Genomic DNA, 24,444 nt, shown 5'->3' on the forward strand with positions numbered 1-24,444 from the left:
CCGACCGCCCGCCAACGGCGGCCGGACGGGGCGGGTGCATCACGTCTCGGTGATTACTTCTCGATGATCGCGAGCACGTCGCGAGCCGAGAGCACGAGGTACTCCTCGTTGTTGTACTTGACCTCGGTGCCGCCGTACTTGCTGTACAGCACCACGTCGCCGACCTTCACGTCGAGCTCGACGCGCTGGCCCTTGTCGTCGACACGGCCAGGGCCCACGGCGAGGACGGTGCCCTCCTGCGGCTTCTCCTTGGCGGTGTCCGGAATGACCAGACCCGACGCGGTGGTGGTCTCGGCCTCAAGCGGCTGGACGACGATGCGGTCCTCAAGCGGCTTGAGAGCAACCTTGGTGGCGGTCGTCACGATCAGACCTCCCCTTCGATTGGTCCTCGGCCGGCCTCACGGGCCGACCAGCACAGATGACAAGAGAGGCGACCCTGGACCGGCCTGTCGTCGCGGGTGCCAGACCGACCTTGTCGCTGTTTGGCACTCTCACACCGAGAGTGCCAGTCAGGAGACTATGCCCGACCCGGAAAGCCGTCAACACGAACCGCCCCGGAGGCGGCCGATCCCCGCCCGCGCCCCGCTCCCACCAGCGCCCGAAGCGGCGCGGACGACCGGGCCGCTGCCGCTAAGTTCCAGGTTATGGACACCGAGGCCTTCCGCGACCTGCTGACCCCGCTCGGCCGGGAGCTGCTCGCCGAGGCGGACGGCGCGGACCTGTCCGAGGCCGCCCTGCTCGCGACGGCCACCCGGCTGCGCGGGCGGTTCCCGGCCGAGCTGGTGAACGCCGCGCTGACCCAGCTCCGGCTGCGCGACCGGGCGCGCGCCAAGTTCGGGGACGACGCGTCCCGGATGTTCTTCACTCCGGCCGGGCTGGAGCAGTCAACGCGCGCGGGCGTGGCCTCCTACCGCGCGCAGCGCTTCGCGGGTTTGCCGAAGATTCACCGCACGTTGGAAGTCGGCTGCGGCATCGGAGCCGACCTCATCGCGCGCGCACGAGCCGGCGTACCGACCGAGGCCCTCGAACTGGACCCGCTCACGGCCGAGGTCGCCCGCGCCAACCTCACCGCCTTCGCCGTGGACGACCTCGCGTCCGTCCACGAAGGCGACGGCACCGCGGTCCCCCTGGACGATGGGACGGAGTTCGGGTCGGTGTTCGCTGATCCGGGGAGGCGGACGGCTCGGGGGCGGGTGTTCGACCCGCGCGCGTACGAGCCGCCGCTGGACGTCGTCCTGGAGATGGCACGGAGCGTTCCGGCCGCGTGCGTGAAGGTCGCGCCGGGCATCCCGCACGAAGCCGTCCCGGACGGCGCGGAGGCGGAGTGGATCTCGGTCGGCGGGGACGTCAAGGAGGCCGCGCTGTGGCTCGGCGGCCTCGCCGGGACGGTCCGGCGCCGCGCCACGCTCGTCCCCGCCGCCGAGGGTTCGGCCTTCCGGGTCCCGGACGTCCACACGCTCGTCCCGGACGAGGGCCTCGGGGAGCCGGAGATCCGGACATGGGGCCGGTACCTGTACGAGCCGGACGGCGCGGTCATCCGGGCGCACCTGGTCGCGGAGGTCGCGGCGCTGGCCGGGGGCGGGCTGGTCGACCCGCGCATCGCCTACATCACGTCCGACAGCCTGGTGGAGACGCCGTTCGCGGCGTCCTACGAGATCGAGGACGTGCTGCCGTTCGCGGTCAAGCGGCTCAAGGCGGAGCTGCGGCGGCGCGGCACCGGGATCCTGACGATCAAGAAGCGCGGGTTCGCCGCGGACGTCGACCGGCTGCGCCGCGACCTCGGGTTCGGCAGCGCCAAGGCCGGGAAGGGCGCAAAGGCCGGGAAGGGCGGGAAGGCGGGCAAGGACGAGACCGTCGTCGTGCTGACCCGGGTGGGCGACGACCCGGTGGCCGTGCTGGCCCGTGCGGCGGGCTGATTCCTTCCCGACGATCTCCGTACCGCCGCCGGCGGGCAAGCCGGACCGCGTGGCGCGCCACGGTCTCGCAAATCATGGACGCTTTCCGGCATCGCCACCGCCAATGGCCGGCGCCCGGTCGGCAAGGTCATTTTGCGCGGCGCCGTTTCCGCGCGCCGTGAAGTGATCGGAGGCGCCGCCGAAATGCCATCCTGGAATGGTCGGCCACACGCGTGACGGTATCCCGCCGGAACGGTGCACGGTCCGCCACCCCGTCCGCCGTCCCGGACCAGAATCCGGGAGGTCGGCCGAGATGTGCGGACATGTCCCGCGACCCGGGCGGACCCGAGACCGGACGTGTGCGACCGGCGCTCCGGGACGGCCCCGCAGCACTCAGCGGATCTTGACCGAACCGGGGGGAAAACCCCGGCCGGGGTGATCGGCGACCAACCTCTCCAGCAGGGCGACAAAGCCCATTCCACGGAACTCGGAAACTTCCTTGCTAGCGCATAGAGCCGCCCCCGGCACGCACTACAGTTAGGCGTTCGGAAATCACTGCCGCGCGTTATTCAACGCCTCGGCACACGAAGGAGCTCGGGTGGAAACGAATCACAACTTCCTGCAGACGGGGGGTCAACCGGTCTCGGATCGGATGCGGGAGTTGCTCGCCCGTGCGGCGCAGGACCACGTCTACGAACAGCGCTCACAGGGTCAGGTCCTGGACGAGATCCGCCAGCGACTGGAGGGAATGGAGTGGCTGCTCCGCGAGGTCCGCGAGCGCGAGCTCACCGGCCTCACCGGGCAGCTCGACAGCGTCCGGGGGCAGGTAGACGACCTGTCCAGCAAGCCTCCGGAGTGGGCCGAGGGCCTCGCCGAGCACATCGAGGCGGTCGGCGAGCGGGTCAAGCCGGTCGCCGAGCTGCCGGCGCTGTGGGCGGACGTGGGCGTCGTCGCCGAGAACGTCGACGAGGGCCTCACCCGCATGCAGGCCATGCTCGACTCCGCGCAGGGCATCACCGACGCCACCCGGCAGGCGTCGCAGCGCATGGAGGAGATGACCAAGCGGCTCGACAAGCTCCAGGGGAGCATGGAGGCCGCGTCCGTCCGGTTCAACCGGCTGGACAAGTCCCTGGCCGAGCTGGGGCACCGGGCCGAGACGCTGGAGCACTCGATCACCGGGGTGACCGCCCGGGTCGACCACTCGCTGGGCGAGATGGCCGAGCGGGTGGAGCAGGGCCTGGAGGCCGTCAACGGCCGGGTCGAGGGTGTCGGCGGGCGGCTGGACGGCCTGGACGGCCGGCTGGACGGGCTCGACGGCCGCCTGGAGGGCCTGTCGGGCAAGCTGAACGGGCTGGACGGCCGGTTCGAGGGCGTGGACGACCGGATCGACGGCGTCAACGAGCGGATCGGGCGGCTGCCCGCGACGCTGGAGATCGGCGAGCTGCACCGCAAGGTCGCCGAGCTGGTGCAGCGCCCGCTCATCGACCACAGCGACCGGTTCGACGCGCTGGAGAAGCACCTCGCCGACGCGGTCGACCCGCTGATCGAGGAGCTGCGCGCGCGCCCGGACCGCGACGAGGTCAAGGCGACGATGTCGCAGATCGCCGAGACGGCCTACAGCGACGTGGCCAAGCGGATGGACGAGTTCTCCAAGCGCTTCGAGGACGTGCACGAGGACGTCCGCAAGCGGATCGAGGGCATCCACGAGGAGGTCACCCGCAAGGTCGACACGGCGCTGGAGGAGTTCACCGCGCAGGTGGACATCGTGTCCCGCCGCGTCGAGTCGGTGCACACCGACGTCACCAAGCAGGTGGAGTCGGTGCACAACGAGGTGTCCCGGCAGGTCAGCGGCGTGCACGACGACGTGTCCAAGCGGATCGACGACATCCACGAGGACGTCACCAAGCAGGTCGACTCGATCCACGAGGACGTCTCCCGGCGGGTCGGCGGCGTGCAGGAGGACTTCTCCCGCCGCGTCGACGGCGTGCAGGAGGAGGTCTCCCGCCGCGCCGAGGCCGTGCAGGACGCGCTGGGCCGCCGGTTCGAGGACGTCCAGGGCGAGGTCGGCCGCAAGGTCGACACGGTCCACGACGACGTCACCAAGCAGGTGACGGCGGTGCACGAGGACGTGCTGAAGCGGCTGTCCACGCTGGAGGAGACCATGCTCGCGCTGGCCGAGGCGCTGCTGCGCCCGCGCCGCGACGGGGGCAAGGACTGAGCAGCGCGCCCGGGGGCGGGAGGTCCCGCACGCGCGGCCGGGAGGCCCGCGTCGGGAGGTCCCGCCCCCGCGACGTGCGGGTGCTCACGTTCCGCCTTCGTCAAATCACCCTCGATACACACCGGAATCCGTTTACATGGATCTCGTGACCCGCTCCCCGGCCCTCGCCCCGCCCGTAGGCGCACCGCCGAGCTCGGCCACCGTCCGCTGGGTGCGCGAGTGCTTCGGCCGCGGCGCCGAGATCCGCGCGGTCCGGCCGCTGCCGGGCGGCACGGCGCACGCCAACCACGCGCTCGTGGTGGAGACCCGCGCGGGCAGCGAGCACCGGCTCGTGCTGCGCCGCTGGCTGCCGCGCGACCCGCTCGCGTCCGCCGCGCCCGGCGCGGTCTTCGCCGACGGCGAGTTCTCGCCCGAGCGCGAGATCGCCGCGCTGACGCTGCTCGCCGCCTGCGAGATCCCGACACCGGCGCTGGTCGCCGCGGACCCGGCGGGGGCGTACTGCGACGCGCCCGCGCTGCTGCTCACGCGGCTGCCCGGCCATCCGCCGCGGCCCGCCCCGGACGACCTGGCCGAGTGCCTGATCCAGCTCGCCGCGGCGCTGCTGCCGGTGCACGCGCTGCGCGGCGCGGCCTCGATGCCGCCGTACATCCCGCGCAACCGGCTCGACCTGCGGCAGCCGCCGAAGCACGCGGCGCGGCCGGAGCTGTGGGAGCGGGCGTGCGAGGTCGCGTCGGGGCCCGCGCCGGACGCGCCGTCCCGGTTCGTCCACCGCGACTACCACCCGGACAACACGCTCTGGGCGGGCGGCCGGCTCACCGGCGTCGTCGACTGGTCGGACGCGTCGTTCGGCCCGGTCGGCGTGGACGTCGGGCAGATGCGGCTGCGGCTGGCGCTGCGCTACGACGCGTCCGTCGCCGACCGGTTCCGGGAGTGCTTCGACCAGGTCGCGGGCGGGCACGTCCAGGACCCGTACTGGGACCTGCGCTGCCTGCTCGACCTGCTGCCCGAGGAGCCCGGGCGCGTCCTGTCCGAGCAGGACGTGTCCCGCGCCGAGGCCTACCTCGAAACGCTGCTCTGAAGCCCGGTGGGAGCCGTCCTCAGACGGTGACGGTGCCGATCGGGAGGCTGGAGTCGGCCGGGAGGCCCAGGTCGGACGGGACGAGCCCGCTCGCGACCAGCTCGGAGCCGAGCGCGGCGACCATCGCGCCGTTGTCGGTGCACAGGCTCGGCCGCGGCACCCGCAGCCGGACGCCGGCGCGGTCGCAGCGCTCCTGCGCGAGCGCGCGCAGGCGCGAGTTCGCCGCGACGCCGCCGCCGATGAGCAGGTCCCTGACGCCGTTGTCCTTGCAGACCTTGAGTGCCTTGTGGGTCAGCACGTCGACCACGGCCTCCTGGAAGGACGCGGCGACGTCGGCGACCGGCACCGGCTCCCCGGCGCGCTCCTTCGCCTCGACCCAGCGCGCGACGGCCGTCTTGAGGCCGGAGAACGAGAAGTCGTAGGTGCCGTCGGCGTACTTGCCGCGCGGGAACGCGATCGCGGCCGGGTCGCCCTCGCGGGCCATCCGGTCGATCACCGGGCCGCCGGGGAAGCCGAGGTCCAGCACCCGCGCGACCTTGTCGAACGCCTCGCCGGCCGCGTCGTCCACGGTGCTGCCGAGCGAGCGCACGTCGGACGCGACGTCCGGGACGAGCAGCAGCGACGAGTGCCCGCCGGACACCAGCATCGCCACGCACGGCTTCGGCAGCGGGCCGTGTTCGAGCTGGTCGACGCAGACGTGCGCGGCGAGGTGGTTCACGCCGTACAGCGGCTTGCCGAGCGACAGCGCGTACGCCTTGGCGGCCGCGACGCCGACCATCAGCGCGCCCGGGAGGCCCGGTCCGGCCGTGACGGCGAACGCGTCGATGTCGTCGAAGGTCACCCCGGCGTCCGCGAGCGCCCGCTCGACGGTCGGGGTCATCGCCTCCAGGTGCGCGCGCGAGGCGACCTCGGGCACCACGCCGCCGAACCGGGCGTGCTGCTCGACGCTGGAGGCGATCGAGTCGGCCAGCAGCGTGTGCCCCCGGACGATCCCGACACCGGTCTCGTCGCAGGACGTCTCGATCCCGAGCACCAGCGGCTCGGAGTCGCGGATCATGCATCCTCCCTGGTGAAGCCGACCGGTCCCCGCTTGGCGCGCATCTCGCGGCACATCACGACCGCGTCCACGCCGGACGGCTGGTAGTAGCGCCTGCGCAACCCCACGCGGACGAACCCGAACCGCTCGTAGAGCCGCTGTGCCGGGCCGTTGTCGGCGCGGACCTCCAGGAACACCTGGACGCTGCCCCGGCGCGCCGCCTCGTCGAGCAGCTCGGTGAGCAGCGCCGCGCCGATGCCCCGACCGCGCAGGTCGGCCCGGACGCCGATGGTCTGCACGTCGGCCTGGTCGGCCGCGGCGGCGAGCCCGGCATAGCCGACGATCTCCCCGCCGTCCTCGGCGACGACGTAGTGCCGGGTGCGCGGCTGGTCGGCCAGCTCGTCGCGGAGCATCTGCTCGCTCCACGCGTCCTCGGGGAACAGCAGTTCCTCAAGGGCGTGCACGGCGGCGAGGTCGGCCTCGGTCATGCCGCGCAGCTTGGCGTCCGTCCCGTCCCCGGCGGTCATTGCGACACCTTCTTGCGGGGGCCGGGCTCCTTGGCGTCCGGACGGCGCAGGTACAGCGGCTCAGGCGGCAGCAGGGCCGGGCCGGGGCGTCCGGAGAGCCGCTCGACGGCCAGCTCGGCGAGCGCGGTCGCGGACGGCACGAGCGGGCCGGAGGTGATGCCGTCGGCGTCGCCGAGGACGTCCGCGTAGAGCCGCGCCCCCTCCCCGATGACGGGCAGGTCGGGCGTGTCGGCGCGGACCTCGGCGGCGGGGCCGACGGCGGGCTCGGTGACCCGCCTGCCGTAGGAGTCGTAGCGCGCCCAGTACACCTCGCGGCGGCGGGCGTCGGTGGCGACGGCGAACGGCTTCTCGCGGCGGGACTCCCAGGCGATCGCGTCGAGCGTGCAGACGCCGTGCACCGGGACGCCCAGCGCCTCGCCCATCGCCCGCGCGGTGACCAGGCCGACCCGCAGGCCGGTGTAGGGCCCGGGGCCGACGCCCACCACGATCGCGGACAGGTCGGACGGCGTCGCGCCGGCCTCGCCCAGCACGCGGGCGATCTCGGGGGTCAGGATCTCGGTGTGTCTGCGGGCGTCGCGGGCCTCGACGGCCGCGCGCGGACGTGCGCCCTCCCCCGGCGTCCACTCGGTCAAAGCGACGGTGACGGCGGCGGTTGCGGTGTCGAAAGCCAGGACCAGCACGGACTGTAAGGGTAGTCGGTTCCGGCCCGTGGTCAGGCGGTACCGGGCACGTTCTCAGCTCTGGTTCAGGGCGCCGACGACGCTGCGCGCGACGTCCTGGACCCCCGCCACGGCGGCGTCTCCCCCGAGCGGGTCGTTGCCGTCCGAACCCGAGTAGTGCACGGTGACCAGCACGTTCGCGATCCGGACGTTCGCCACGGCCGAGCCGGAGCCCTGCCCCTTGTCCACGCTGTAGACCACGTACGCCTCGTCCCCGAGACCGGTCACGCGGGTCTTGCTGGTGATCTGCTGCCCTTCCAGCAGCGCCTTGCCGGACTCGTCGGCGGTGCGTTCGGACGCGAACGAGGCGCGCGCGGCGTCGGTGGGGCTCTGCGACTGCGTCCCGGGGACGGCCCGCATCTCGACGCTGAGCTGGCGGTGGTTCTCGCCGCTGTAGGCGCCCCAGACGCATTGGTTCTGCCGGTCGCTGGAGGCGTAGTTGTCGGCGGGCCCGCGCTCGGCGCGCGGCGCCAGCCGGTCGGCGATCTTGGGGTCGAGCAGCGTGCAGGCGTCCGGCACGGCGGTCTTCTCGGCCTTGGCCGCCGGGGTCTGCGCGGTGCTGCCGACGATCTGCCCGGCCGAGCCCCGGTCGTGCCCGCCCACCCCGCTGATGATCACGAACGCGGCGAGCGCGCAGGCCCCGGCCCCGGCCGCGACCCCGGCCAGCACGGCCGCGAGCCGCCTGCCGCGCCGCCGCTCCCGGACGATCCGGTGGCTCCCGCTCCGCGTCCGGTACTCGCCGCTGCGCGGCCCCGGATAGGACGCGTACCCGTCCGACCGCGCCGGATATCCGTCCGAGCGGGAGGCATACGCATCTGAGCGCGACGGGTAGCCGTCCGAACGGGAGGCATACGCGTCCGAGCGCGGCGGGTAGCCGTCCGAGCGGGAGGTGTACGCGTCCGAGCTGGACGGGTGTCCGTCCGATCGGGAGGTGTACTCGCCCGAGGCCGGGCCGTACTGGATCTCGCCGCCGAAGGAGCGGTACTCCCCGCTGCGCGAAGCGCGGTGACCACCGCTGCGATGGTTGCCACTCACCGGATCCACTCCCGATCAGGAATCCAAAATGTCGGGTTCGTCCGGCAAAGAGTACGACATCGACCGGCGCGGTGGTCGGGTTCCACTTACCTCAATTCCACCGCGTCCTACCAGGCAAGATCATCCAGCGCGGCGGCCCAGCGGGGGCCGACTCCGATGATCTTTACCGCGCGCTGTTCGGACGCCCCGGCGGGCCCCCGGGAAATGGTGATCTCCAAACGGTCCTCGGCGAGTCCCTCGGCGAGCCCCTCGCCCCATTCCACGATCGTGACCGAGTCGTCCAGCGACGCGTCCAGGTCGAGGTCGTCCAGCTCGGCGAAGCCGCCGAGCCGGTAGGCGTCCACGTGCACCAGGGCCGGGCCGTCCACCAGCGACGGGTGCACCCGCGCGATCACGAACGTCGGCGAGGTCACCGGCCCGCGGATCTTCAGCCCCTCGCCGATGCCCTGGGTCAGCGTGGTCTTGCCCGCGCCGAGGTCGCCGGTCAGCACCAGCAGGTCGCCCGCGCGCAGCAGCCCGGCCAGCCGGACGCCCAGCGCCTGCATGTCCCCGGCCGCGGGGACCTGCACCACGACCGCCTCCGTCCCGCTCATGCTCCCTCTTCCTCCGGCTCCTTCAGGACGCGGTCGACCAGGCGGCGCAGCGAGCCGGTCACCACACCCGGGTACTCCAGCGGCAGCACGTGGCCCGCCTCGTCCACCTGGACGAGCTCGGCGTCCGGCAGCGCCTCGGCGATCCGGCGGCCGTGCTCGGCGGGGGTCAGCCGGTCGCGGCCGCCCGCGAGCACCATGACCGGGACGCACCCGACGGTCTTCAGCGCCGCCGCCTTGTCGTGCCCGATCAGCGACGGGTAGAACTCGGCGATCACGTCGATCGGGGTGGCCCGGATCATCTGCTCCAGGAAGTCCACCACGGTCGGGCTGATGTGCTTGTCGGCGAACGCCATCCGGCGGGTCAGCACGAACGCGACGTCCGCGCCGAGGCCGCGCGCCCGGTCCACCATCTTCGCCTGCCGGCCGAGGCCGCGCAGCGCGCTCGGCGCGATCGGCCGGACGACCTTCATCAGCGCCAGCGGCAGCCCGAGCGTCATCTCCGCCATCTCGCCGCCGGACGTGTTGACCAGCAGCACCCCGACGACCCGGCAGACCGGCTCTGCACCAGCACCCTCGGGGCCGTCCGAACCGTGGGCGCCGCCGTCGAACAGCTCGGGGTGCGCGTCGGCGAGGGCCATGATCGACATGCCGCCCATGGAGTGCCCGGCCAGGACGACCGGGGCGCCCGGCCGGACCGTCGCCCGCAGCACCTCGTACAGGTCGGAGCCGGTCTGGTCGATGGTGGCGTCGGCCAGCTCGCCGCGCCCGGAGCGGCCGTGGCTGCGCTGGTCCCAGAAGACCATGCGGAGCCGGTCCCCGCCGGACGTGCGGGCGGCCAGGTCGCGGCGCTGGTAGTGCCAGGCGTCCTGGTTGAGGGTGTAGCCGTGGCAGAACACCACGGTCAGCGGCGCGTCGTCCGGGCCGTCGATCTCCACGTGCAGCGGGACGCCGTCGTCGGCGGTCACCGTCAGCGGGCGGCCGCGCAGCGAGCCGAACGGCTCGGCCGCGTCCGGGTCGGGACGCAGCCTGACCCGTCCGACCGCCAGGTGCCGGATGCCCACCGCCGCGCCGATCCCGGCCGCGCCGAGGCCCGCGACCGCACCGGCCACGCCCATCCTGCGCTTGCTTCTCGCGTCCATTCCCCGTCGCCTCTGCATCGCCTTGCCGGGCCGCGGGCCCTTCCCGGACCGCATCGCCTTCCCGGCCTGGGCCGCCTTCCCGGCCTGGGCCGCCTTCCCCGCCTGGGCCGCCTTCCCCGCCTGGGCCGCCTTCCCGGACTGCATCGCCTTCCCGGGCAGCCTGGAGGGGTCTCCCTGCCCAGGTTGCCCCTTGGAGGTCGCCATTGACCCGTCCTAACCGAGAGCCGGGCCGCCCTCGTACACGCGCGGGACCCGGCCGCCGATACGGGTGACGATCTCATAGGAGATGGTGCCGAGCGCGTCCGCCCAGTCCTCCGCGGTCGGCTCGCCCCGGTCGCCCGGCCCGAACAGGACGACCTCGTCGCCCGCCGCGAGCGCGTCGTCGCCGATGTCGATCACGAACTGGTCCATGCAGACCCGGCCGGCGATCGTGCGGCGCTTCCCGGCCGCCAGGACGGGCAGCACGTTCGAGCCGTGCCGGGGGATGCCGTCGCCGTACCCGGCCGGGACGACGGCCAGGTTCGTCTCACTTTCGGTGACGTAGGTGTGGCCGTAGGACACGCCGCTGCCCGCCGGGACCCGCTTCACCAGCGCCGTCGAGGCGGTGAGGGTCATCGCCGGGCGCAGCCCGAACGAGCCCAGCGACGGCACCGGGCTGAGCCCGTACGTCGCGATCCCCGGCCGGACGAGGTCGAACCGCGCGTCCGGCAGGGTGAGGGCGGCGGCCGAGTTCGCCAGGTGGCGCACCTCGGGCCGCACCCCGGCCTTCTCGGCCGACTCGACCATGTCGGTGAAGGTCGCCAGCTGCCGCGGCACGGACGCGTGGTCGAGCTCGTCCGCGCAGGCGAAGTGGGACATCAGGCCGACGACATTGACCAGCCCGGTCGCCTCGGCGGCCAGCGCCGCGTCGACCAGCGGCTGCCAGTCCTCGGGCGTGGCGCCGCCGCGCGACATGCCGGTGTCGGCCTTCAGGTGGACGCGGACGGGCCGCCCGGCGCGCTCGGCGGCGGCGGCCAGCTCGTCCAGGAGCCAGCGGGCGCCGACCGCGAAGTCGAGCCGCTCGGCGACGCCGCGCGCGTAGTCCTCGCCCGGGACGCCGAGGCAGACCAGCACCGGGACGCCCAGCACCCCGGCCTCGCGCAGCCGCAGCCCCTCGTCGAGCTTGGCCACGCCGAGCCAGGACGCGCCGCCGGCCAGCGCCGCGCGCGCCGCCGGGACGAGCCCGTGGCCGTACGCCTCGGCCTTGACCATCGCCATCACTTCGGCCCCACCGGCCTGCTCGCGCATCACGGCCACGTTGCCGCTGATCGCGTCAAGGTCGATGCGTGCCTGCGCAGGACTGCTCATAGTCACCCAGTGTGCCCGTCCGCGAACGGTGCCCCGTCCCAACCTCCGTTTCTCGTTGGACGCATGAGTGCTTCGTGTAGTTCGCCTGGCATGTCCTTGGCGGTCATGTCACCGTCCGTCATGGCGGCCGTCAGGGCGTCGTCCGTCATGGCCCGGCGGTCAGGCCAGCGTCCGGAACGCGGCGGGCAGCGCGGCGACCACGTCGGACGCCCCGATCGGCGCGTCGCCGCCGGACGGCTCCGGGCCCCCGGCGGCCAGCCGCGCGGCGATCCCGTGCAGGTAGGCGCCCGCGCAGGCGGCGTCCAGCGCGGACATCCCGCCCGCCAGCAGCGCGCCCGTCAGGCCGGACAGCACGTCCCCGGTACCGGCGGTGGCCAGCCAGGACGTCCCGGTCGGGTTCACCCGCACCGGACGGTCCGCCTCGGCGATCACCGTCGTGGACCCCTTGAGCAGCACCGTCGCGTCCAGCTCGGCCGCCGCCCGCCGGACGAACTCCAGCCGCCGCGCCTCGATGTCGGCGCGGTCGGCGTCCAGGAGCCGGGCCAGCTCGCCCGCGTGCGGCGTCAGCAGGGTCGGCGCGTCGCGGGACAGCAGGTCGCGGCGCCGCGCCAGGACGGTCAGCCCGTCCGCGTCGACCAGCACCGGCAGCTCGGTCGCCAGGACGGCCTGGACCAGCTCCTCGGCGTCGTCGCCGGTGCCGAGGCCCGGCCCGACCACCCACGCCTGGACCCGCCCGATCTCCTCCAGCGCCTTGGCGCCGGGCTCGATCACCGTGGTCACCACCTCCGGCCAGCGCTGCCGCACCAGCTCCACGGGGTGCGGAACCGAGGCGAACCGGACCATTCCGGCTCCCCCGCGCACCGCGCCGCCCGTCGCCAGCACGGCCGCGCCGGTGAACTCGTCACTACCCGCCAGGAGGCCGACCACGCCGCGCCGATACTTGTCCGACTCGGGCCCGGGCAGCGGCGGCCGGACGTCCTCGGCCGACGGGGAGACGACGTCCGGATCGTCCAGGTACGGGCCGAGACCGATGTCGACCAGCTCCACGACCCCGCAGTGCGCCGCGCCGGGATCGATCAGCAGGCCCGGCTTGAGCGTGCCGAACGTGACGGTCACGTCGGCCCGCACCGCCTCCCCCTCGACCCGCCCGGACGAGGCGTCCACACCGCTCGGCACGTCGCAGGCCACGACCATCCCGGCCGCTCCGGAGGCGGCGCGCGCCAGGGTCGCGTGCGGCTCCCGCAGCGCGCCCGCGCCGCCGATCCCGGTCAGGCCGTCGATCACCAGGTCGGCCGCCGCGATCGCCTCCTCCGCCGCGTCCACCTCGATCAGGCGCCCACCCGCGGCCCGCAGGTCGTCCAGGCCGTCCTGGTGGATCTTGGAACCGGCCGGGACGGCCAGCACCCGCGCCCCCCGCCGGGCCAGCCGCGCGCCCGCGTACAGCGCGTCACCGCCGTTGTCCCCCGACCCCACCAGCACCACGACGTCCGCGCCGTACACCCGGTCCAGCAGGCCGACGCAGACGCTCGCGAGCCCGGCCGCGGCGCGCTGCATCAGGGCCCCCTCGGGCAGCCGCGCCATCAGCGCCCCCTCGGCCGCCCTGACCTTGCCGACCTCGTGCGCGTATCTCACCCGGGCCCCTTTCCGCGATCAATTCCCCTTCCCAGGGTGCCATGGACATCTCGCCTTGACGGGTGCGGCCTGGTGAGTCAATGGTGAAGCCACGCACCTTTCAGTGAAAGTTTCATCCGCCGGGCGCCGGTCCATCCGCCGGGCGCCGTTTCCACCACCGGGGCGCCGCGACTTTCACCGATCTAGGGGCACCGCGAGATTTTTGGTGGCGATTTACCGATGGCGAACCTGCCGCCCGCCTCCACTGGGGCACACTTCGCTGAGAAGCCCGCACCGGGCGGACGGTGTCCGGGTCCATGAGCACGGCCTCCATGGACCCGTTCCGGGGACCGACCGTCCGGCAGCGCAGGCTGGCGGCCGAACTCCGCCGGCTGCGCGAGGAGCGCGGCCTCACCGGCGACGACGTCGCCGCGCGGCTGAACTGGTCCACAGCCAAGGTCAGCCGCATCGAGAACGCTCGGACCGGCACCAACATCGGCGACGTCGAGCTGCTCACCAAGCTGTACCGGATCGACCCGTCCCACCGGGCCGGACTTCTCACGCTCGCCCACGACGCGGCACGGAAGGGCTGGTGGGAGGGGTACCGGGAGCTTCCCGGCGGCCTCCGGCAGTTCATCGCGCTGGAGGACGAGGCCAGCCGCATCGTCCAGTGGGAGACCTACCTGGTCCCCGGCCTGCTGCAGACCGAGGACTACGCACGGCAGGTGATGGCGGGGTTGCGACTCTACGACCCCGTCCCGCCCGCCGAGGTGGACAGGAGGGTGGAGGTGCGGATGCGCCGCCAGGAGGTCCTGCACCGCAACCAACCTGTCGAATACGCACTGCTACTGGACGAGTCCGTGCTGCTGCGGCTGGTCGGCGGCCCGGCGATGATGCGGACCCAGCTCCGCCACCTGCTGGACGTCGGCGACCTGCCGCACGTCGCGCTGCGCGTCGTCCGGCTGGACCGGACCCACCCGATCATGGAGGGGGCGTTCCAGCTCATGGAGTACGACCCGGTCGGGGACATCGTGTTCCCGGACGTGGTCTACACCGAGGCCCTCACCGGCAGCCAGGTCACCGACGAGAAGCTGACCTACATGTACCGGCTGGCCTTCGAGGGGATGGAGCGCGTCGCCCTGGGACCCGGGGCCTCGCGCGACCTGATCGCGGAGGTCGCGGACCGCCTCGCGGACGAGCCGTAGCGGTTCTCACCCCGCGTTCGGGGTGCTTCCTGAAAGGCACCACCCACATGCTGAACACGCTCGCCTGGAAGAAGAGCTCGCGCTGCGCCGCCAACGGCGCCTGCGTCGAGGTCGCCGCGACCGGCCCGCTCGCCGCGGCGGGGACGTCCGCCGTCGCCGCCCGCGACGCGAAGATCGGCGACGCCAGCCCCGTCCTGCTGCTGTCGGCGGCCGAATGGGGGTGCTTCCTCACCGAAGTGAAGTCCGGCGCCCTGGACACATCCGCCTAGCACGCTGAAACGCGGCCGCCCCGCCGTTCCGGACGAGCCGGAAGGGCGGGGCGGTCGCGGCCGTGGCGCCCGGGCTTCCCGCCCAGGCGGCCCGCGCTACTCGACCGTGACGGACTTGGCGAGGTTGCGGGGCTGGTCGACGTCGTGGCCCTTGGCCGTGGCCAGCTCGCAGGCGAAGACCTGGAGCGGGACGGTCGTGACCAGCGGCTGGAACAGCGTCGGGACGGCCGGGACGCCGATCAGCGTGTCGGCGTAGGGCTCGACCGAGGTGTCGCCCTCCTCCGCGATCACGATGGTGCGGGCGCCGCGGGCGCGGATCTCCTGGATGTTGGAGACGATCTTGTCGTGCAGCACGTCCCGGGACCGCGGCGGGACGACCACGATCACCGGCAGGCCCGGCTCGATCAGCGCGATCGGGCCGTGCTTCAGCTCGCCCGCCGCGAACCCCTCGGCGTGCATGTAGGCCAGCTCCTTGAGCTTCAGCGCGCCCTCCAGCGCGACCGGGAAGCCCACGTGCCGGCCGAGGAACAGCACCGACTTCTCGCCTGCCAGGGAGCGGGCCAGCTCGCGGACGGGCTCCATCGTGCCGAGCACCTCGTCCACCTTCTCCGGCATCTGCGCCAGGAGCTGGATCATCGCGAACACCTCGTCGCCGAACTTGGTGCCGCGCACCTGGGCGATGTAGAGCGCGATGAGGTAGACCGCGACGAGCTGGGTGAGGAACGCCTTGGTCGAGGCGACCGCGATCTCCGGGCCCGCATGCGTGTAGAGCACGCCGTCGCACTCGCGCGGCAGCGTCGAGCCGTTCACGTTGCAGATGCCGAGCAGCTTGGCGTGCTGCTCGCGGGCGTGCCGGACGGCCATCAGCGCGTCCATCGTCTCGCCCGACTGGGAGATCGCGATCACCAGCGTGGTGCGGGACAGGATCGGGTCCCGGTAGCGGAACTCGCTGGCCAGCTCCACCTCGCAGGGCAGCCCGGCCCAGTGCTCGATGGCATACTTGGCGATCAGCCCGGCGTGGTAGGACGTCCCGCAGGCGACGATGATGATCTTGTCGACCTCGCGCAGCTCCCTGTCGGAGATGCGCATCTCGTCCAGGGTGAGCCGGCCGTCCGCGCCGATCCGGCCGAGCAGCGTGTCGGCGACCGCGCGCGGCTGCTCGGCGATCTCCTTGAGCATGAAGTAGTCGTAGCCGCCCTTCTCGGCGGCGGACACGTCCCAGTCGACGTGGTAGGCCTTGGTCTCGGCCGGGCGGCCCTCCAGGTCGGTCACCGTCACGCCGGCCTTGCGCAGCTCGACGACCTGGTCCTGGCCGAGCTCGATCGCGTCCCGGGTGTGCGCGATGAACGCGGCGACGTCGCTGGCGAGGAAGTTCTCGCCGTCGCCGACGCCGACCACCAGCGGCGAGTTGCGGCGCGCGCCGACCACCAGGTCGTCGTCGCCGGCGTGCACCGCGACCAGGGTGAACGCGCCCTCCAGCCGCCGGCAGACCTTGCGCATGGCCTCGGCGAGGTCGCCGGTGGAGGCAAGCTCGTCCTCCAGCATGTGCGCGACGGCCTCGGTGTCGGTGTCGGAGCGCAGCTTGTGGCCGCCCTCCTCCAGCTCGGCCCGCAGCGCCGCGAAGTTCTCGATGATCCCGTTGTGGATGACCGCGACGTTGCCCCCGCAGTCGGTGTGCGGGTGCGCGTTGCGGTCGTTCGGCGCGCCGTGCGTGGCCCAGCGGGTGTGCCCCATCCCGAGCGTGCCCGCCGGGAGTGTCTGCTCCGCGAGCGCCTCGCGGAGGTTCACCAGCTTGCCCGCCCGCTTGGCGGTGGCGAGCGCCCCGTCCGCGAGCACGGCCACGCCGGCCGAGTCGTAGCCGCGGTATTCGAGCCTCGCGAGGCCCTCCACCACGACGTCCAGTGCCGGCCTCTCGCCGACGTAACCCACGATTCCGCACATGGCGGCCAGCCTATTGGGTCTTCTCCAAGGCCCGGCCGCCCGGACTAGACCAGCCCGGGACACCCCTGGTGGACCGTCCGCCCGGACCGGACCAGTACCGTTGGCGCGTGCCCAGCCCTTACGTCGAACTGAACCGCGCGCAGTGGCGGGCGCTGCGAGCCACCACCCCGCTCACCCTCACCCCGGACGAGCTGGACGAGCTGCGCGGCGTCCGGGACCCCATCGACATCACCGAGGTCGAAGAGGTCTACCTGCCGCTGTCCCGCCTGCTGAACCTGTTCTTCCTGGGCCGCGGCGGCACCCGCGACACGGTCAGCGGTTTCCTCGGCGAGGCCGTCCAGCCCACCCCGTTCATGATCGGCGTGGCGGGCTCGGTCGCGGTCGGCAAGTCCACCACGTCCCGGCTGCTGCGCACCCTGCTGGCCCGCTGGCCCGACCACCCCCGTGTGGAACTGGTCACGACCGACAACTTCCTGTACCCCAACGCCGTCCTGGCCGACCGCGGTCTGATGGAACGCAAGGGTTTCCCCGAGTCCTACGATCGTCGCGCGCTGGTGAGATTCGTCCAGTCGGTGAAGTCGGGCGCGTCGCGGGTGGACATACCGATCTACTCCCACCTCGAATACGACATCGTCCCGAACGCCCGGCAGACGGTGGAACGCCCCGACATCCTCATCGTCGAGGGTCTCAACGTCCTGCAGACCCCGCCGCCCGGCAATCTCGGCGTCTCGGACTACTTCGACTTCTCGATCTACGTCGACGCCAAGGTCGAGGACATCCGCCGCTGGTACGTCGACCGCCTCCTCGCCCTCCGCCGCACCGCCTTCACCGACCCCCGCTCCTACTTCCGCGAGTACGCCAGGCTCAGCGAGCAGGAGGCCGAGGACTTCGCGGTCGGCGTCTGGAAGTCGATCAACGAGCCCAACCTGGTCGAGAACATCCTCCCGACCCGCGCCCGCGCCACCCTCGTCCTCCACAAGTCCCGCGACCACTCCACCGAACGCGTCCGCCTCCGCCGCTTCTGACCCTGCTCAGGCGGGGTTCAGGGCGCGGTCGCGGTACTTGGTGAAGCTCGTGACGACGTCCCTCGCCAGGTACTGCCAGGGGCTTTCGGTGACGTGGGAGCCGATCGCCCTGAACTGCTCCGCGGCCGCCTCGTCGTCCCCGCCGAGGGCGAAGGTGAACGCCAGCAGGTTCGCGGCGCGCAGCGCGGCCGGGGTGTCCGGGGCCTCTTTCAGACGGGCGGCCACCGCGCGCAGCTCGCGCTGGACGTCCGGGGCGGCGAGGTAGCCGGTTTCGTCGTCCGGCTCGTCCACCCAGGTCTCGATGTGCGCCTCCACCACGAGGGACGCCACGGCCGAGCCGACCGGCGCCTCGGCGGCCCGCGACCGGGCGAAGTTGAACATCAGCGCGGACGAGCCGCTCCACTTCGGCGCGACGCCCTGGAGCATCAGCGTGTGCGCCCGGTAGTGCCACGGATGCCGGGCCGTCGCCTTGGCGAAGCGGTGGCACAGCTCCTGGGTGCCGAGCTGGAGGCCACGGGCCGTCGTGAGCAGCTGCACCCGGGGTTCGGGATCGTCCGGCGCCAGCACGGCGGCTCGGACGAGGTCGCGCTCGGCGCCCGCGAGGCGCTGGTGGAACTCGCGGAACTGCTCCTCGCTCGTCATGCCCGCACGCGCGTTGCCCCGCGCCTCCCAGGCCCACAGGATGCCGTGCGCTCCCCGGACGAAGTGGGCGAGCGCCTCCTCCGGCTCCTCGTCGGGCCAGCGGACGATCCACTCCGGACGCCCCGGATGGTCCACGGCCACACCGAGCAGGAACGAGCGGCGGTCGGGGTCGTCGGTGTCGGCCGCGACGCGCCGCAGCAGGGCCTTGTCGCCGTGGGCGGTGGCCTTCGCGAGGTCCCGGGCCACCGGGTCGCCGAACGTGGGGTCGAGGACGGGACGGGCGAGATCAACCGGCATGGGCGGGCTCCTCCAGCGGCGGGACGGGGGTCAGGTCCACGGCCGGGCGGCCGAGCTCGGCGCGGAGGACCGCGACGCCGTCCGGGCCCACCAGCGCCATGTCGGCGAGGTCGGTGATCGGCGTGCCGGCCCACTCGATCTCGACGACCGCCGTCCAGGACGTCTTCCAGCGGGCGCCGTGCTCGGCGACCAGGACGCCGGGCAGCGCGGCGACCAGGGCCCGGTGCAGGGTCCGGCGCTCGTCCTCGGCGTCGAGGGCCGCGGCGCCTTTGGGGTGGAGCGCGGCGGCCAGTTCGGCGCCGCGTCCGGCCGCGAGCATTTCGAGGGCCTGGTCGAAGCCCGGTTCGTCCCACCGGCCGCCGACCCGGACACCCGCGTCGGCGAGCCTGGCGCCCGACCTGGTGACGGTCCGGCCGTAGATCTCGGCGGCCGCGTCCCAGTCCACGGCGGCGGGCTCGGGAAGCCCGGTCACGTCGCGGGCGAGTGCCAGGGAGATCGTCCGCTCCAGTTTGTCGGGGTTCTCCAGCAACCCGCGCGCGGGGACGTCCGGGACGGTCTCCTTCGTGCTCGCGGGCATCTCCGCGAGCAGCGCCAGCCGCTCGGAGACGCTCGGATGGGTGTCCCACCGCTCGGACGGCGCGGCGAGGACCCGCTGGCGCAGCTGCTCCAGCCCGCCCTCGGCGAACGCGGCGAGGGTGAACTTGCGCAGCCCGCCGTACAGGTCGTCCGGGTACCGGCCCGCCTGCCACAGCCGCACCACGTACTGGTTCGTGAAGCTCGCGAACAGCTCCGACGCCATGCCGACGGCGGTCAGCGCGGCAGCGGTCGTCTCCGGCCCCGCGACCCGCGCGGCGGACGCGTCGGCGGCACGCTCCTGGGCCCGCGAGACCGCGGCCGTGACGCGCAGGCAGAGCCGCAGGTAGAGGCCGACGATCCGGGCGAGGAAGAGGTCCAGGCCCTTGCCGCTGGTGTGCAGCGCGGCGATCGTCCGCACCAGCCTGCTCTGCGACCTGTACACCAGCGGCCCGAGCCGCGTGTCGCCGCCGGAGATGTGGCCGAACTCGTGCGCCAGGACGGCGCGCAGCTCGGCCCGGTCGAGCCCGTTGAGCAGCGCCATCCCGACGACCAGCGTGACCCGGCCCCGGACGAGCCCGAACAGCCGCACCCGCTGGTGGACGGCGGCGTTGGCGTCCGGAGCGATCCGGATCACCCGCGGCGCCGGAGCGCCCACCTCGGCGGCCAGCTCCCGCACCTCGGCCCACAGCCGCGGCTGCACGGTCTCGCTGACCGCCAGCCCGCCGGGCCCGTCCCGTCCGGCCCGCATCCGCCCGAACGCGCCGCGCAGCAGCGCGAGCCCACCGCCGGTGGTCCCGATCAGGAACCAGAAGACGAAGCCCCCGGTCACGTGAAAGATCAGCGTGAACGCCAGCGCGATCCCCACGATGCCGCCGACCACCAGCACCACGAGCACCGCGGCCAGCACGTAGAACCCGAGCAGGAGCACGGCGCCCAGCAGGGCGCGGAGCCCGAGCAGCCCCGCCCCCGCACGACGCGATGACGCCATCGACCTTGCCGCCTTCCCAGCCGTCCGTGACGGCACCAGTCAGAAAGAACGGCAATTCTGATAGATCGCCCACCCCGCCGGAAAGCCCATTTCGATCACGATTCGGCGCTGGAAAGTCAAGAACGATCCCCGCCGGCCGCGACGATCTGCCCCTGGAACCTGGTGGTCCGCCGGATGATGAGGATGAGCAGACCCGCCGCCGCGCTCCAGAGCGCGGTACTCACGGCATAGGTGCCCAGACGCGCCGGACCGCCGCCCGTCACCAGGGCGAACACCGACCGGCTCATCCCCAGGACGAAGGCCGCCCACCAGCCGAGGACGAGCCCGTCGGAGAGCGTCATCCGCGGTCTGCCGCGCGACGGATCTCCGACGGCCGGCGGAGCGACCGGCGCAGGGGCACTGGACCGCAGCACATCGCCGACGAGCTGCATGGGGATCCACAGCCAGGCGATGGGCACGACCCACGCGAAGAACACCCAGGGGCGCCCCCAGCGCTGCCCGCCCGGACTGACCAGGTCGACGAACGCGCGCGCCTGGTAGAGCCACACCAGCACCGGCCCGGCCGAGGAGACGAGGAGCAGGCGCAGGGACAGCGGTCCGTCCAGCACGACCACCAGCCAGAACGGGAGCGAGGGCGCCAGGCCGTCAGAGGCGACGACCGCGAGGCCGAGCCAGACCGCCGCCTTGAGCAGTCCGATGACGGCGCAGATGGCGAGCAGCACCGTCGCCGCGGTCGCGGCCGCACGCGGCGGACGGAGCGGCGGGGCCGAGCGCATGGGCTCGGACGTCCCCTCCGCAGGATGGGTCGTCACCTTTGCGGCCGCCCTTCGGCCCCGGGCCGCCAGGGCGGCGTGCTGCGTGAGAGGCGACGATCATTGCGCGTCAGGGGGGCGCGGACAAGGGGGGTCTGGTGGGGACGGTCACTCGGCGCTGGCGACGGTGAGGGAGCGGAGGCGGAAGGTGGCCAGGGCCGTGGCGGCGAGGGTGACGATGACCAGCAGGGTGACGGCGGTGGGGAGGGTGACGGCGGTCTTGATCGTGGACGCGTCGGTCAGGGAGTGGGTGACCGACAGGGACCACTGGAGGATGGACGCCTTCTTGGCGCCGGGGGCGAAGTTGCCGAAAAGGCTCTCCCAGACCAGGGCGTAGAGGAGGCCGATGGTGACGGCGTTGCGGCTCATGACGCCGAGGGCGACGAAGACCGAGGCGTAGGCGACGCCGCCGACCAGGACGCCGATGGTGAAGGCCGGGGTGAGGCCCGCGGGGGCGCCGAGGATGACGCCCGCGAGGAGGGTCGGGACGGCGGCGAACAGGGCGACCAGGACGATCGCGACGGCCAGCTTGGTCAGGATGACCACCTGGCGCGGGATCGGCTTGGTCAGGATGTACATGATCTGGCCGTCGTCGATCTCCGGGCCGATCACGCCGGTGCCCGCGATCAGGGCGAGCAGGGGCAGCACGGCGCCGAGCGCGAAGCGCTGCAGGACGGTCGTGTCGACGTCCAGGTCGTTGGTGTTGGTGAGGCGCAGCACCAGGGACAGGATCAGCAGGACGGCCGGCAGGACGAACAGCAGCAGCGCCCGCCGCCGCCCGAGCATCGACCGGAACGTGATCATCGCGATCGTGGGGTTCATCGGGCCACCAGGTAGGAGAAGACGGATTCCAGGGACTCGTCGGCGGGGACGACCTCCCAGAGCCGGACGTTCGCGTCCTTGGCCAGCCGGGGCAGCAGCCAGGTGAAGCGCCCGAAGTCGGACGCCTCGACCGACAGGCCCTCGGGGGTGAGCTCGACCCCGCGGGCCGAGCCGTCGGCGATGATCGCGGCGGCGAGCGCGCGGTCGTCGCCGGAGCGCACCCGGAACCGGTGCGGGCGGTCGGTCATCAGCCGGCGGATCTCGCGGAAGTCGCCGGACGCGGCGTGCCGGCCCGCGACGATCACCTCGATGTGCCCGGCGAGCCGCTCGACCTCCTCCAGGATGTGCGAGGAGAACAGGATCGTCCGGCCCTCGGCGGCCATCCGGCGGATCAGGTCCATCAGGTGCAGGCGCTGGCGCGGGTCCATGCCGTTGAACGGCTCGTCCAGCAGCAGCACGGGCGGGTCGTGGACCAGCGCGGACGCCATCTTGATCCGCTGCTTCATGCCCTTGGAGTAGGTGCCGATGGTGCGGTCGGCGGCGGCGTCCATCTCGACCTCGGCGATCGCGCGCGCGGCCGCCTTGCCCGGCTCGGCGAGCTTGTGCAGCTTCGCCATGGCCAGGATGAACTGCTTGCCGGTGAGGAAGTCGTAGGCGGTCTCGCGCTCGGGCACCAGCCCGAGCCTGCGGTAGATGTCCGGGTTCTGCCAGATCGGGTCGTCGTCCAGGGTGACGGTGCCGGACGACGGCGACAGGAACCCGCCCATCATGTGGATGAGCGTGGACTTGCCCGCGCCGTTCGGGCCGAGCAGTCCGGTCACGCCGGGCCCGACGGTCATGCTGACGCCGTTGACGGCGACGACGTTCCCGTACCAGCGGGACACGTCCCGCAGCCTGATCTCGGTCACGACAGGCCCGCCTTCCGGAACCGCGCGTACAGGACGGCGACCGCGCCGAGCACGATCGCGGCGCACAGCGCCAGGGCGGCCAGCCCGCCGCCGGTGCCGGGCGGCGCGGACGGCGCCGACATCGGGCCGCCGAGCAGCCGGTACGACACGGTGTCCACCAGGTTGAACGGGGTGAACAGGGCGAGCCATCCGGACAGCGTCCAGTGCCCGGTGTGCTCGGTGATCCCTTGGAGGATCGACACCAGCGCGCTGGACACCACCAGCACCGCGATCACGGCGGCGACGCCGAACCCGCGGCGCGGCGTGAACGCGGCGACGACCATGCCGATCGCGGCGAGGACGAGCGAGAGCAGCAGGCAACCGGCGAGGCCGCCGAGGAAGTGCGCCAGCTGCTTGCCCGAGTGCGGCACCTGCGTGACCAGCCCGCCGATGTACAGCGTCGTGATCGGAACCGCGGTCAGGGCGAACAGCGCCGTGGTGAACGCGCCGAGCTTGGCGAGGACGAAGTCCAGGTGCCCGGTCGGACGCGAGAAGTACAGCGGGACGACGTGGAACCGGATCTCCCGGGACGCCAGCACCGGCGCCTGCGTCGCCACGAAGATCGAGATGATCAGCTGGAGCATGAACTGGTAGCGCGTGTAGGCGAACAGCGCCTTGGGCTGCTTGGCGATCGCGACCACCGCGATGTCGCCGACGGCGGGCAGCATCATGATGCCCGCGAGCACGAACGGCATCACCTTGGCGCGGGCCGGACGGCCCAGGCCGTAGGTGGCGCGCAGGTTGTGCACGAACATCGACCGCGTGACGTACGCGCGGCCGAGCCGCTTGCCGTCGTAGTGCCGGTAGCCGATGTCGTGGATGGTGCTGACGCTCACCGGGCGCCTCCCCTCAGCTGCTCGGCGGACGCCCCGGACGCACCCGGCGCACCCGGCGCGCCCGGCGCCCCGGGTGGTGCGAGCGGTGCGGGTGGTGCGGCGCCCGGTGGGACGGGGACCGCCTGCGGCGCGACCGCGAAGACCTCTTCGATGTGGTGGCGGCGCTGCTCCATCCGGACGAGCCGCAGCTCCAGCTCCGCCGCGCCGTCCCGGACCATGTCGTAGACGGTCTCGTCGGCGATGTCGATCATCAGCAGCCGGCCCTCGGGACGGACCGACGCGCCGCGCTCGTGCAGCCAGCGGCCGAGGTCGTCGCGGCCCTCGTCCACCTCGACGACCAGCACGCCGCTCGCCTCGGTGTACGCCTCGACCGCCTGCGAGCGCAGCAGCTTGCCGCCGTCGATGACGATCACGTGGTCGCAGACCCGCTCCAGCTCGCCGAGCAGGTGCGAGGTGACCAGGACGCTGATGCCGAACTCGTGCCCGATCCGCCGGATCAGGCCGAGCATCTCGTCGCGCCCGGCCGGGTCGAGGCCGTTGGTCGGCTCGTCCAGGAACACCAGGCGCGGGTCGTGCACCAGCGCCTGCGCGAGCTTCACGCGCTGCTTCATGCCGGTGGAGTAGCCGCCGATCGGCCGGTACCGCTCCTCGTACAGCCCGACGTGGCGCAGCGTGTCGGCGGCGCGCTCGCGGGCGGCGGTGGCGGGCAGCCCGCACATCCGGGCCATGTGCACCACGAACTCGGTGGCCGACACGTCCGGCGGCAGGCAGTCGTACTCCGGCATGAACCCGACCGAGCGGCGGATCTGGCCGCCCTGGTGGGCGATGTCCAGCCCGAGCACCTCCGCGCCGCCCGCGGACGGCGGCAGCAGGCCCAGCAGGATCT

23 protein-coding genes are annotated in these 24,444 nt (G+C 73.0%); 6 read left to right on the forward strand and 17 right to left on the reverse strand.

Features of this window, described 5'->3' with window-relative positions; all coding sequences use genetic code 11:
• Positions 1-53 precede the first annotated feature (53 nt).
• Positions 54-362 (reverse strand): co-chaperone GroES, encoded by a 309-nt coding sequence (groES, locus tag FHU30_RS04415; protein ID WP_034487853.1) that lies wholly within the window; start codon positions 360-362, stop codon positions 54-56.
• A 282-nt stretch (positions 363-644) separates the two neighbouring features.
• Between groES and FHU30_RS04420 the strand changes: the two genes are divergently transcribed.
• The 3 genes from FHU30_RS04420 to FHU30_RS04430 all read left to right on the forward strand — a co-directional run bounded on the left by FHU30_RS04420 (position 645) and on the right by FHU30_RS04430 (position 5,191).
• Positions 645-1,916 carry a class I SAM-dependent methyltransferase gene (locus FHU30_RS04420; RefSeq protein WP_253871780.1) on the forward strand — a complete coding sequence of 424 codons (1,272 nt, stop codon included), beginning with the start codon at positions 645-647 and terminating at the stop codon, positions 1,914-1,916.
• A 631-nt stretch (positions 1,917-2,547) separates the two neighbouring features.
• Positions 2,548-4,113 carry an apolipoprotein A1/A4/E domain-containing protein gene (locus FHU30_RS04425; protein ID WP_253871782.1) on the forward strand — a complete coding sequence of 522 codons (1,566 nt, stop codon included), beginning with the start codon at positions 2,548-2,550 and terminating at the stop codon, positions 4,111-4,113.
• A gap of 136 nt (positions 4,114-4,249) precedes the next feature.
• Complete coding sequence (locus FHU30_RS04430; RefSeq protein WP_253871784.1) at positions 4,250-5,191, forward strand: phosphotransferase family protein; 942 nt, start codon at positions 4,250-4,252, stop codon at positions 5,189-5,191.
• 19 nt (positions 5,192-5,210) lie between these two features.
• Here FHU30_RS04430 and tsaD read toward each other — a convergent pair whose 3' ends face one another.
• From tsaD to FHU30_RS04470, 8 genes are all read right to left on the reverse strand, one after another.
• Entirely contained in the window at positions 5,211-6,248 is a 1,038-nt protein-coding gene (gene tsaD, locus FHU30_RS04435) for a tRNA (adenosine(37)-N6)-threonylcarbamoyltransferase complex transferase subunit TsaD (protein WP_253871785.1), read from the reverse strand.
• Positions 6,245-6,754, reverse strand: a complete 510-nt coding sequence (gene rimI / locus FHU30_RS04440; protein ID WP_253871788.1) for a ribosomal protein S18-alanine N-acetyltransferase — start codon at positions 6,752-6,754, stop codon at positions 6,245-6,247. The genes tsaD and rimI overlap by 4 nt, the downstream gene beginning before the upstream one ends.
• Positions 6,751-7,434, reverse strand: a complete 684-nt coding sequence (gene tsaB / locus FHU30_RS04445; RefSeq protein ID WP_253871790.1) for a tRNA (adenosine(37)-N6)-threonylcarbamoyltransferase complex dimerization subunit type 1 TsaB — start codon at positions 7,432-7,434, stop codon at positions 6,751-6,753. The genes rimI and tsaB overlap by 4 nt, the downstream gene beginning before the upstream one ends.
• A 54-nt stretch (positions 7,435-7,488) precedes the next feature.
• Positions 7,489-8,508, reverse strand: a complete 1,020-nt coding sequence (locus FHU30_RS04450) for a DUF4744 domain-containing protein (protein WP_253871792.1) — start codon at positions 8,506-8,508, stop codon at positions 7,489-7,491.
• Between the two features lie 107 nt (positions 8,509-8,615).
• The gene (gene tsaE, locus FHU30_RS04455; protein WP_253871794.1) at positions 8,616-9,101 is read right to left on the reverse strand and encodes a tRNA (adenosine(37)-N6)-threonylcarbamoyltransferase complex ATPase subunit type 1 TsaE; all 486 of its coding nucleotides are present in this window, start codon (positions 9,099-9,101) and stop codon (positions 8,616-8,618) included.
• The gene (locus tag FHU30_RS04460) at positions 9,098-10,444 is read right to left on the reverse strand and encodes an alpha/beta fold hydrolase (protein WP_253871796.1); all 1,347 of its coding nucleotides are present in this window, start codon (positions 10,442-10,444) and stop codon (positions 9,098-9,100) included. The genes tsaE and FHU30_RS04460 overlap by 4 nt, the downstream gene beginning before the upstream one ends.
• A 9-nt stretch (positions 10,445-10,453) precedes the next feature.
• A complete protein-coding gene (gene alr / locus FHU30_RS04465; RefSeq protein ID WP_253871798.1) occupies positions 10,454-11,587 on the reverse strand; it encodes an alanine racemase in 1,134 nt (377 codons plus the stop codon).
• 159 nt (positions 11,588-11,746) lie between these two features.
• Positions 11,747-13,219 carry an NAD(P)H-hydrate dehydratase gene (locus FHU30_RS04470; protein WP_253871800.1) on the reverse strand — a complete coding sequence of 491 codons (1,473 nt, stop codon included), beginning with the start codon at positions 13,217-13,219 and terminating at the stop codon, positions 11,747-11,749.
• A 296-nt stretch (positions 13,220-13,515) separates the two neighbouring features.
• Between FHU30_RS04470 and FHU30_RS04475 the strand changes: the two genes are divergently transcribed.
• Both FHU30_RS04475 and FHU30_RS04480 read left to right on the forward strand, forming a co-directional pair.
• Positions 13,516-14,403 carry a helix-turn-helix domain-containing protein gene (locus FHU30_RS04475; RefSeq protein WP_253871802.1) on the forward strand — a complete coding sequence of 296 codons (888 nt, stop codon included), beginning with the start codon at positions 13,516-13,518 and terminating at the stop codon, positions 14,401-14,403.
• Positions 14,404-14,450: 47 nt separating this feature from the next.
• Positions 14,451-14,672, forward strand: coding sequence for a DUF397 domain-containing protein (locus FHU30_RS04480; RefSeq protein ID WP_253871804.1), 222 nt, complete (start codon positions 14,451-14,453; stop codon positions 14,670-14,672).
• Positions 14,673-14,768: 96 nt separating this feature from the next.
• Here the strand turns inward: FHU30_RS04480 and glmS are convergent, their stop codons facing one another.
• Entirely contained in the window at positions 14,769-16,613 is a 1,845-nt protein-coding gene (gene glmS, locus FHU30_RS04485; RefSeq protein WP_253871806.1) for a glutamine--fructose-6-phosphate transaminase (isomerizing), read from the reverse strand.
• Positions 16,614-16,720: 107 nt separating this feature from the next.
• Between glmS and coaA the strand changes: the two genes are divergently transcribed.
• Entirely contained in the window at positions 16,721-17,638 is a 918-nt protein-coding gene (coaA, locus tag FHU30_RS04490; RefSeq protein ID WP_253871808.1) for a type I pantothenate kinase, read from the forward strand.
• Positions 17,639-17,644: 6 nt separating this feature from the next.
• On the opposite strand, the gene FHU30_RS04495 is transcribed toward coaA, so the two are convergent.
• The 7 genes from FHU30_RS04495 to FHU30_RS04525 form a co-directional block, all read right to left on the reverse strand.
• Positions 17,645-18,577, reverse strand: coding sequence for a hypothetical protein (locus FHU30_RS04495; protein WP_253871810.1), 933 nt, complete (start codon positions 18,575-18,577; stop codon positions 17,645-17,647).
• Positions 18,567-20,141 carry a M48 family metallopeptidase gene (locus FHU30_RS04500; protein ID WP_253871812.1) on the reverse strand — a complete coding sequence of 525 codons (1,575 nt, stop codon included), beginning with the start codon at positions 20,139-20,141 and terminating at the stop codon, positions 18,567-18,569. The genes FHU30_RS04495 and FHU30_RS04500 overlap by 11 nt, the downstream gene beginning before the upstream one ends.
• Before the next feature lie 116 nt (positions 20,142-20,257).
• Entirely contained in the window at positions 20,258-20,953 is a 696-nt protein-coding gene (locus FHU30_RS04505; protein ID WP_253871814.1) for a DUF4328 domain-containing protein, read from the reverse strand.
• Positions 20,954-21,061: 108 nt separating this feature from the next.
• Positions 21,062-21,775, reverse strand: coding sequence for an ABC transporter permease (locus FHU30_RS04510; protein WP_253871816.1), 714 nt, complete (start codon positions 21,773-21,775; stop codon positions 21,062-21,064).
• Positions 21,772-22,683, reverse strand: a complete 912-nt coding sequence (locus tag FHU30_RS04515) for an ABC transporter ATP-binding protein (RefSeq protein WP_253871818.1) — start codon at positions 22,681-22,683, stop codon at positions 21,772-21,774. The genes FHU30_RS04510 and FHU30_RS04515 overlap by 4 nt, the downstream gene beginning before the upstream one ends.
• Positions 22,680-23,558: an ABC transporter permease gene (locus tag FHU30_RS04520; protein ID WP_253871820.1), complete on the reverse strand. Its 879-nt coding sequence runs from the start codon at positions 23,556-23,558 to the stop codon at positions 22,680-22,682. Before FHU30_RS04520 ends, FHU30_RS04515 begins: the two co-directional genes overlap by 4 nt.
• Positions 23,555-24,444: ABC transporter ATP-binding protein (locus FHU30_RS04525; RefSeq protein WP_253871822.1), on the reverse strand; the 890-nt coding region annotated here is incomplete at its 5' end. The genes FHU30_RS04520 and FHU30_RS04525, both read right to left, overlap by 4 nt.

Origin of the sequence: Actinomadura rupiterrae, from assembly GCF_024172125.1 — a bacterium.
In the GTDB taxonomy this organism is placed as follows: Bacteria; Actinomycetota; Actinomycetes; order Streptosporangiales; family Streptosporangiaceae; genus Spirillospora; species Spirillospora rupiterrae.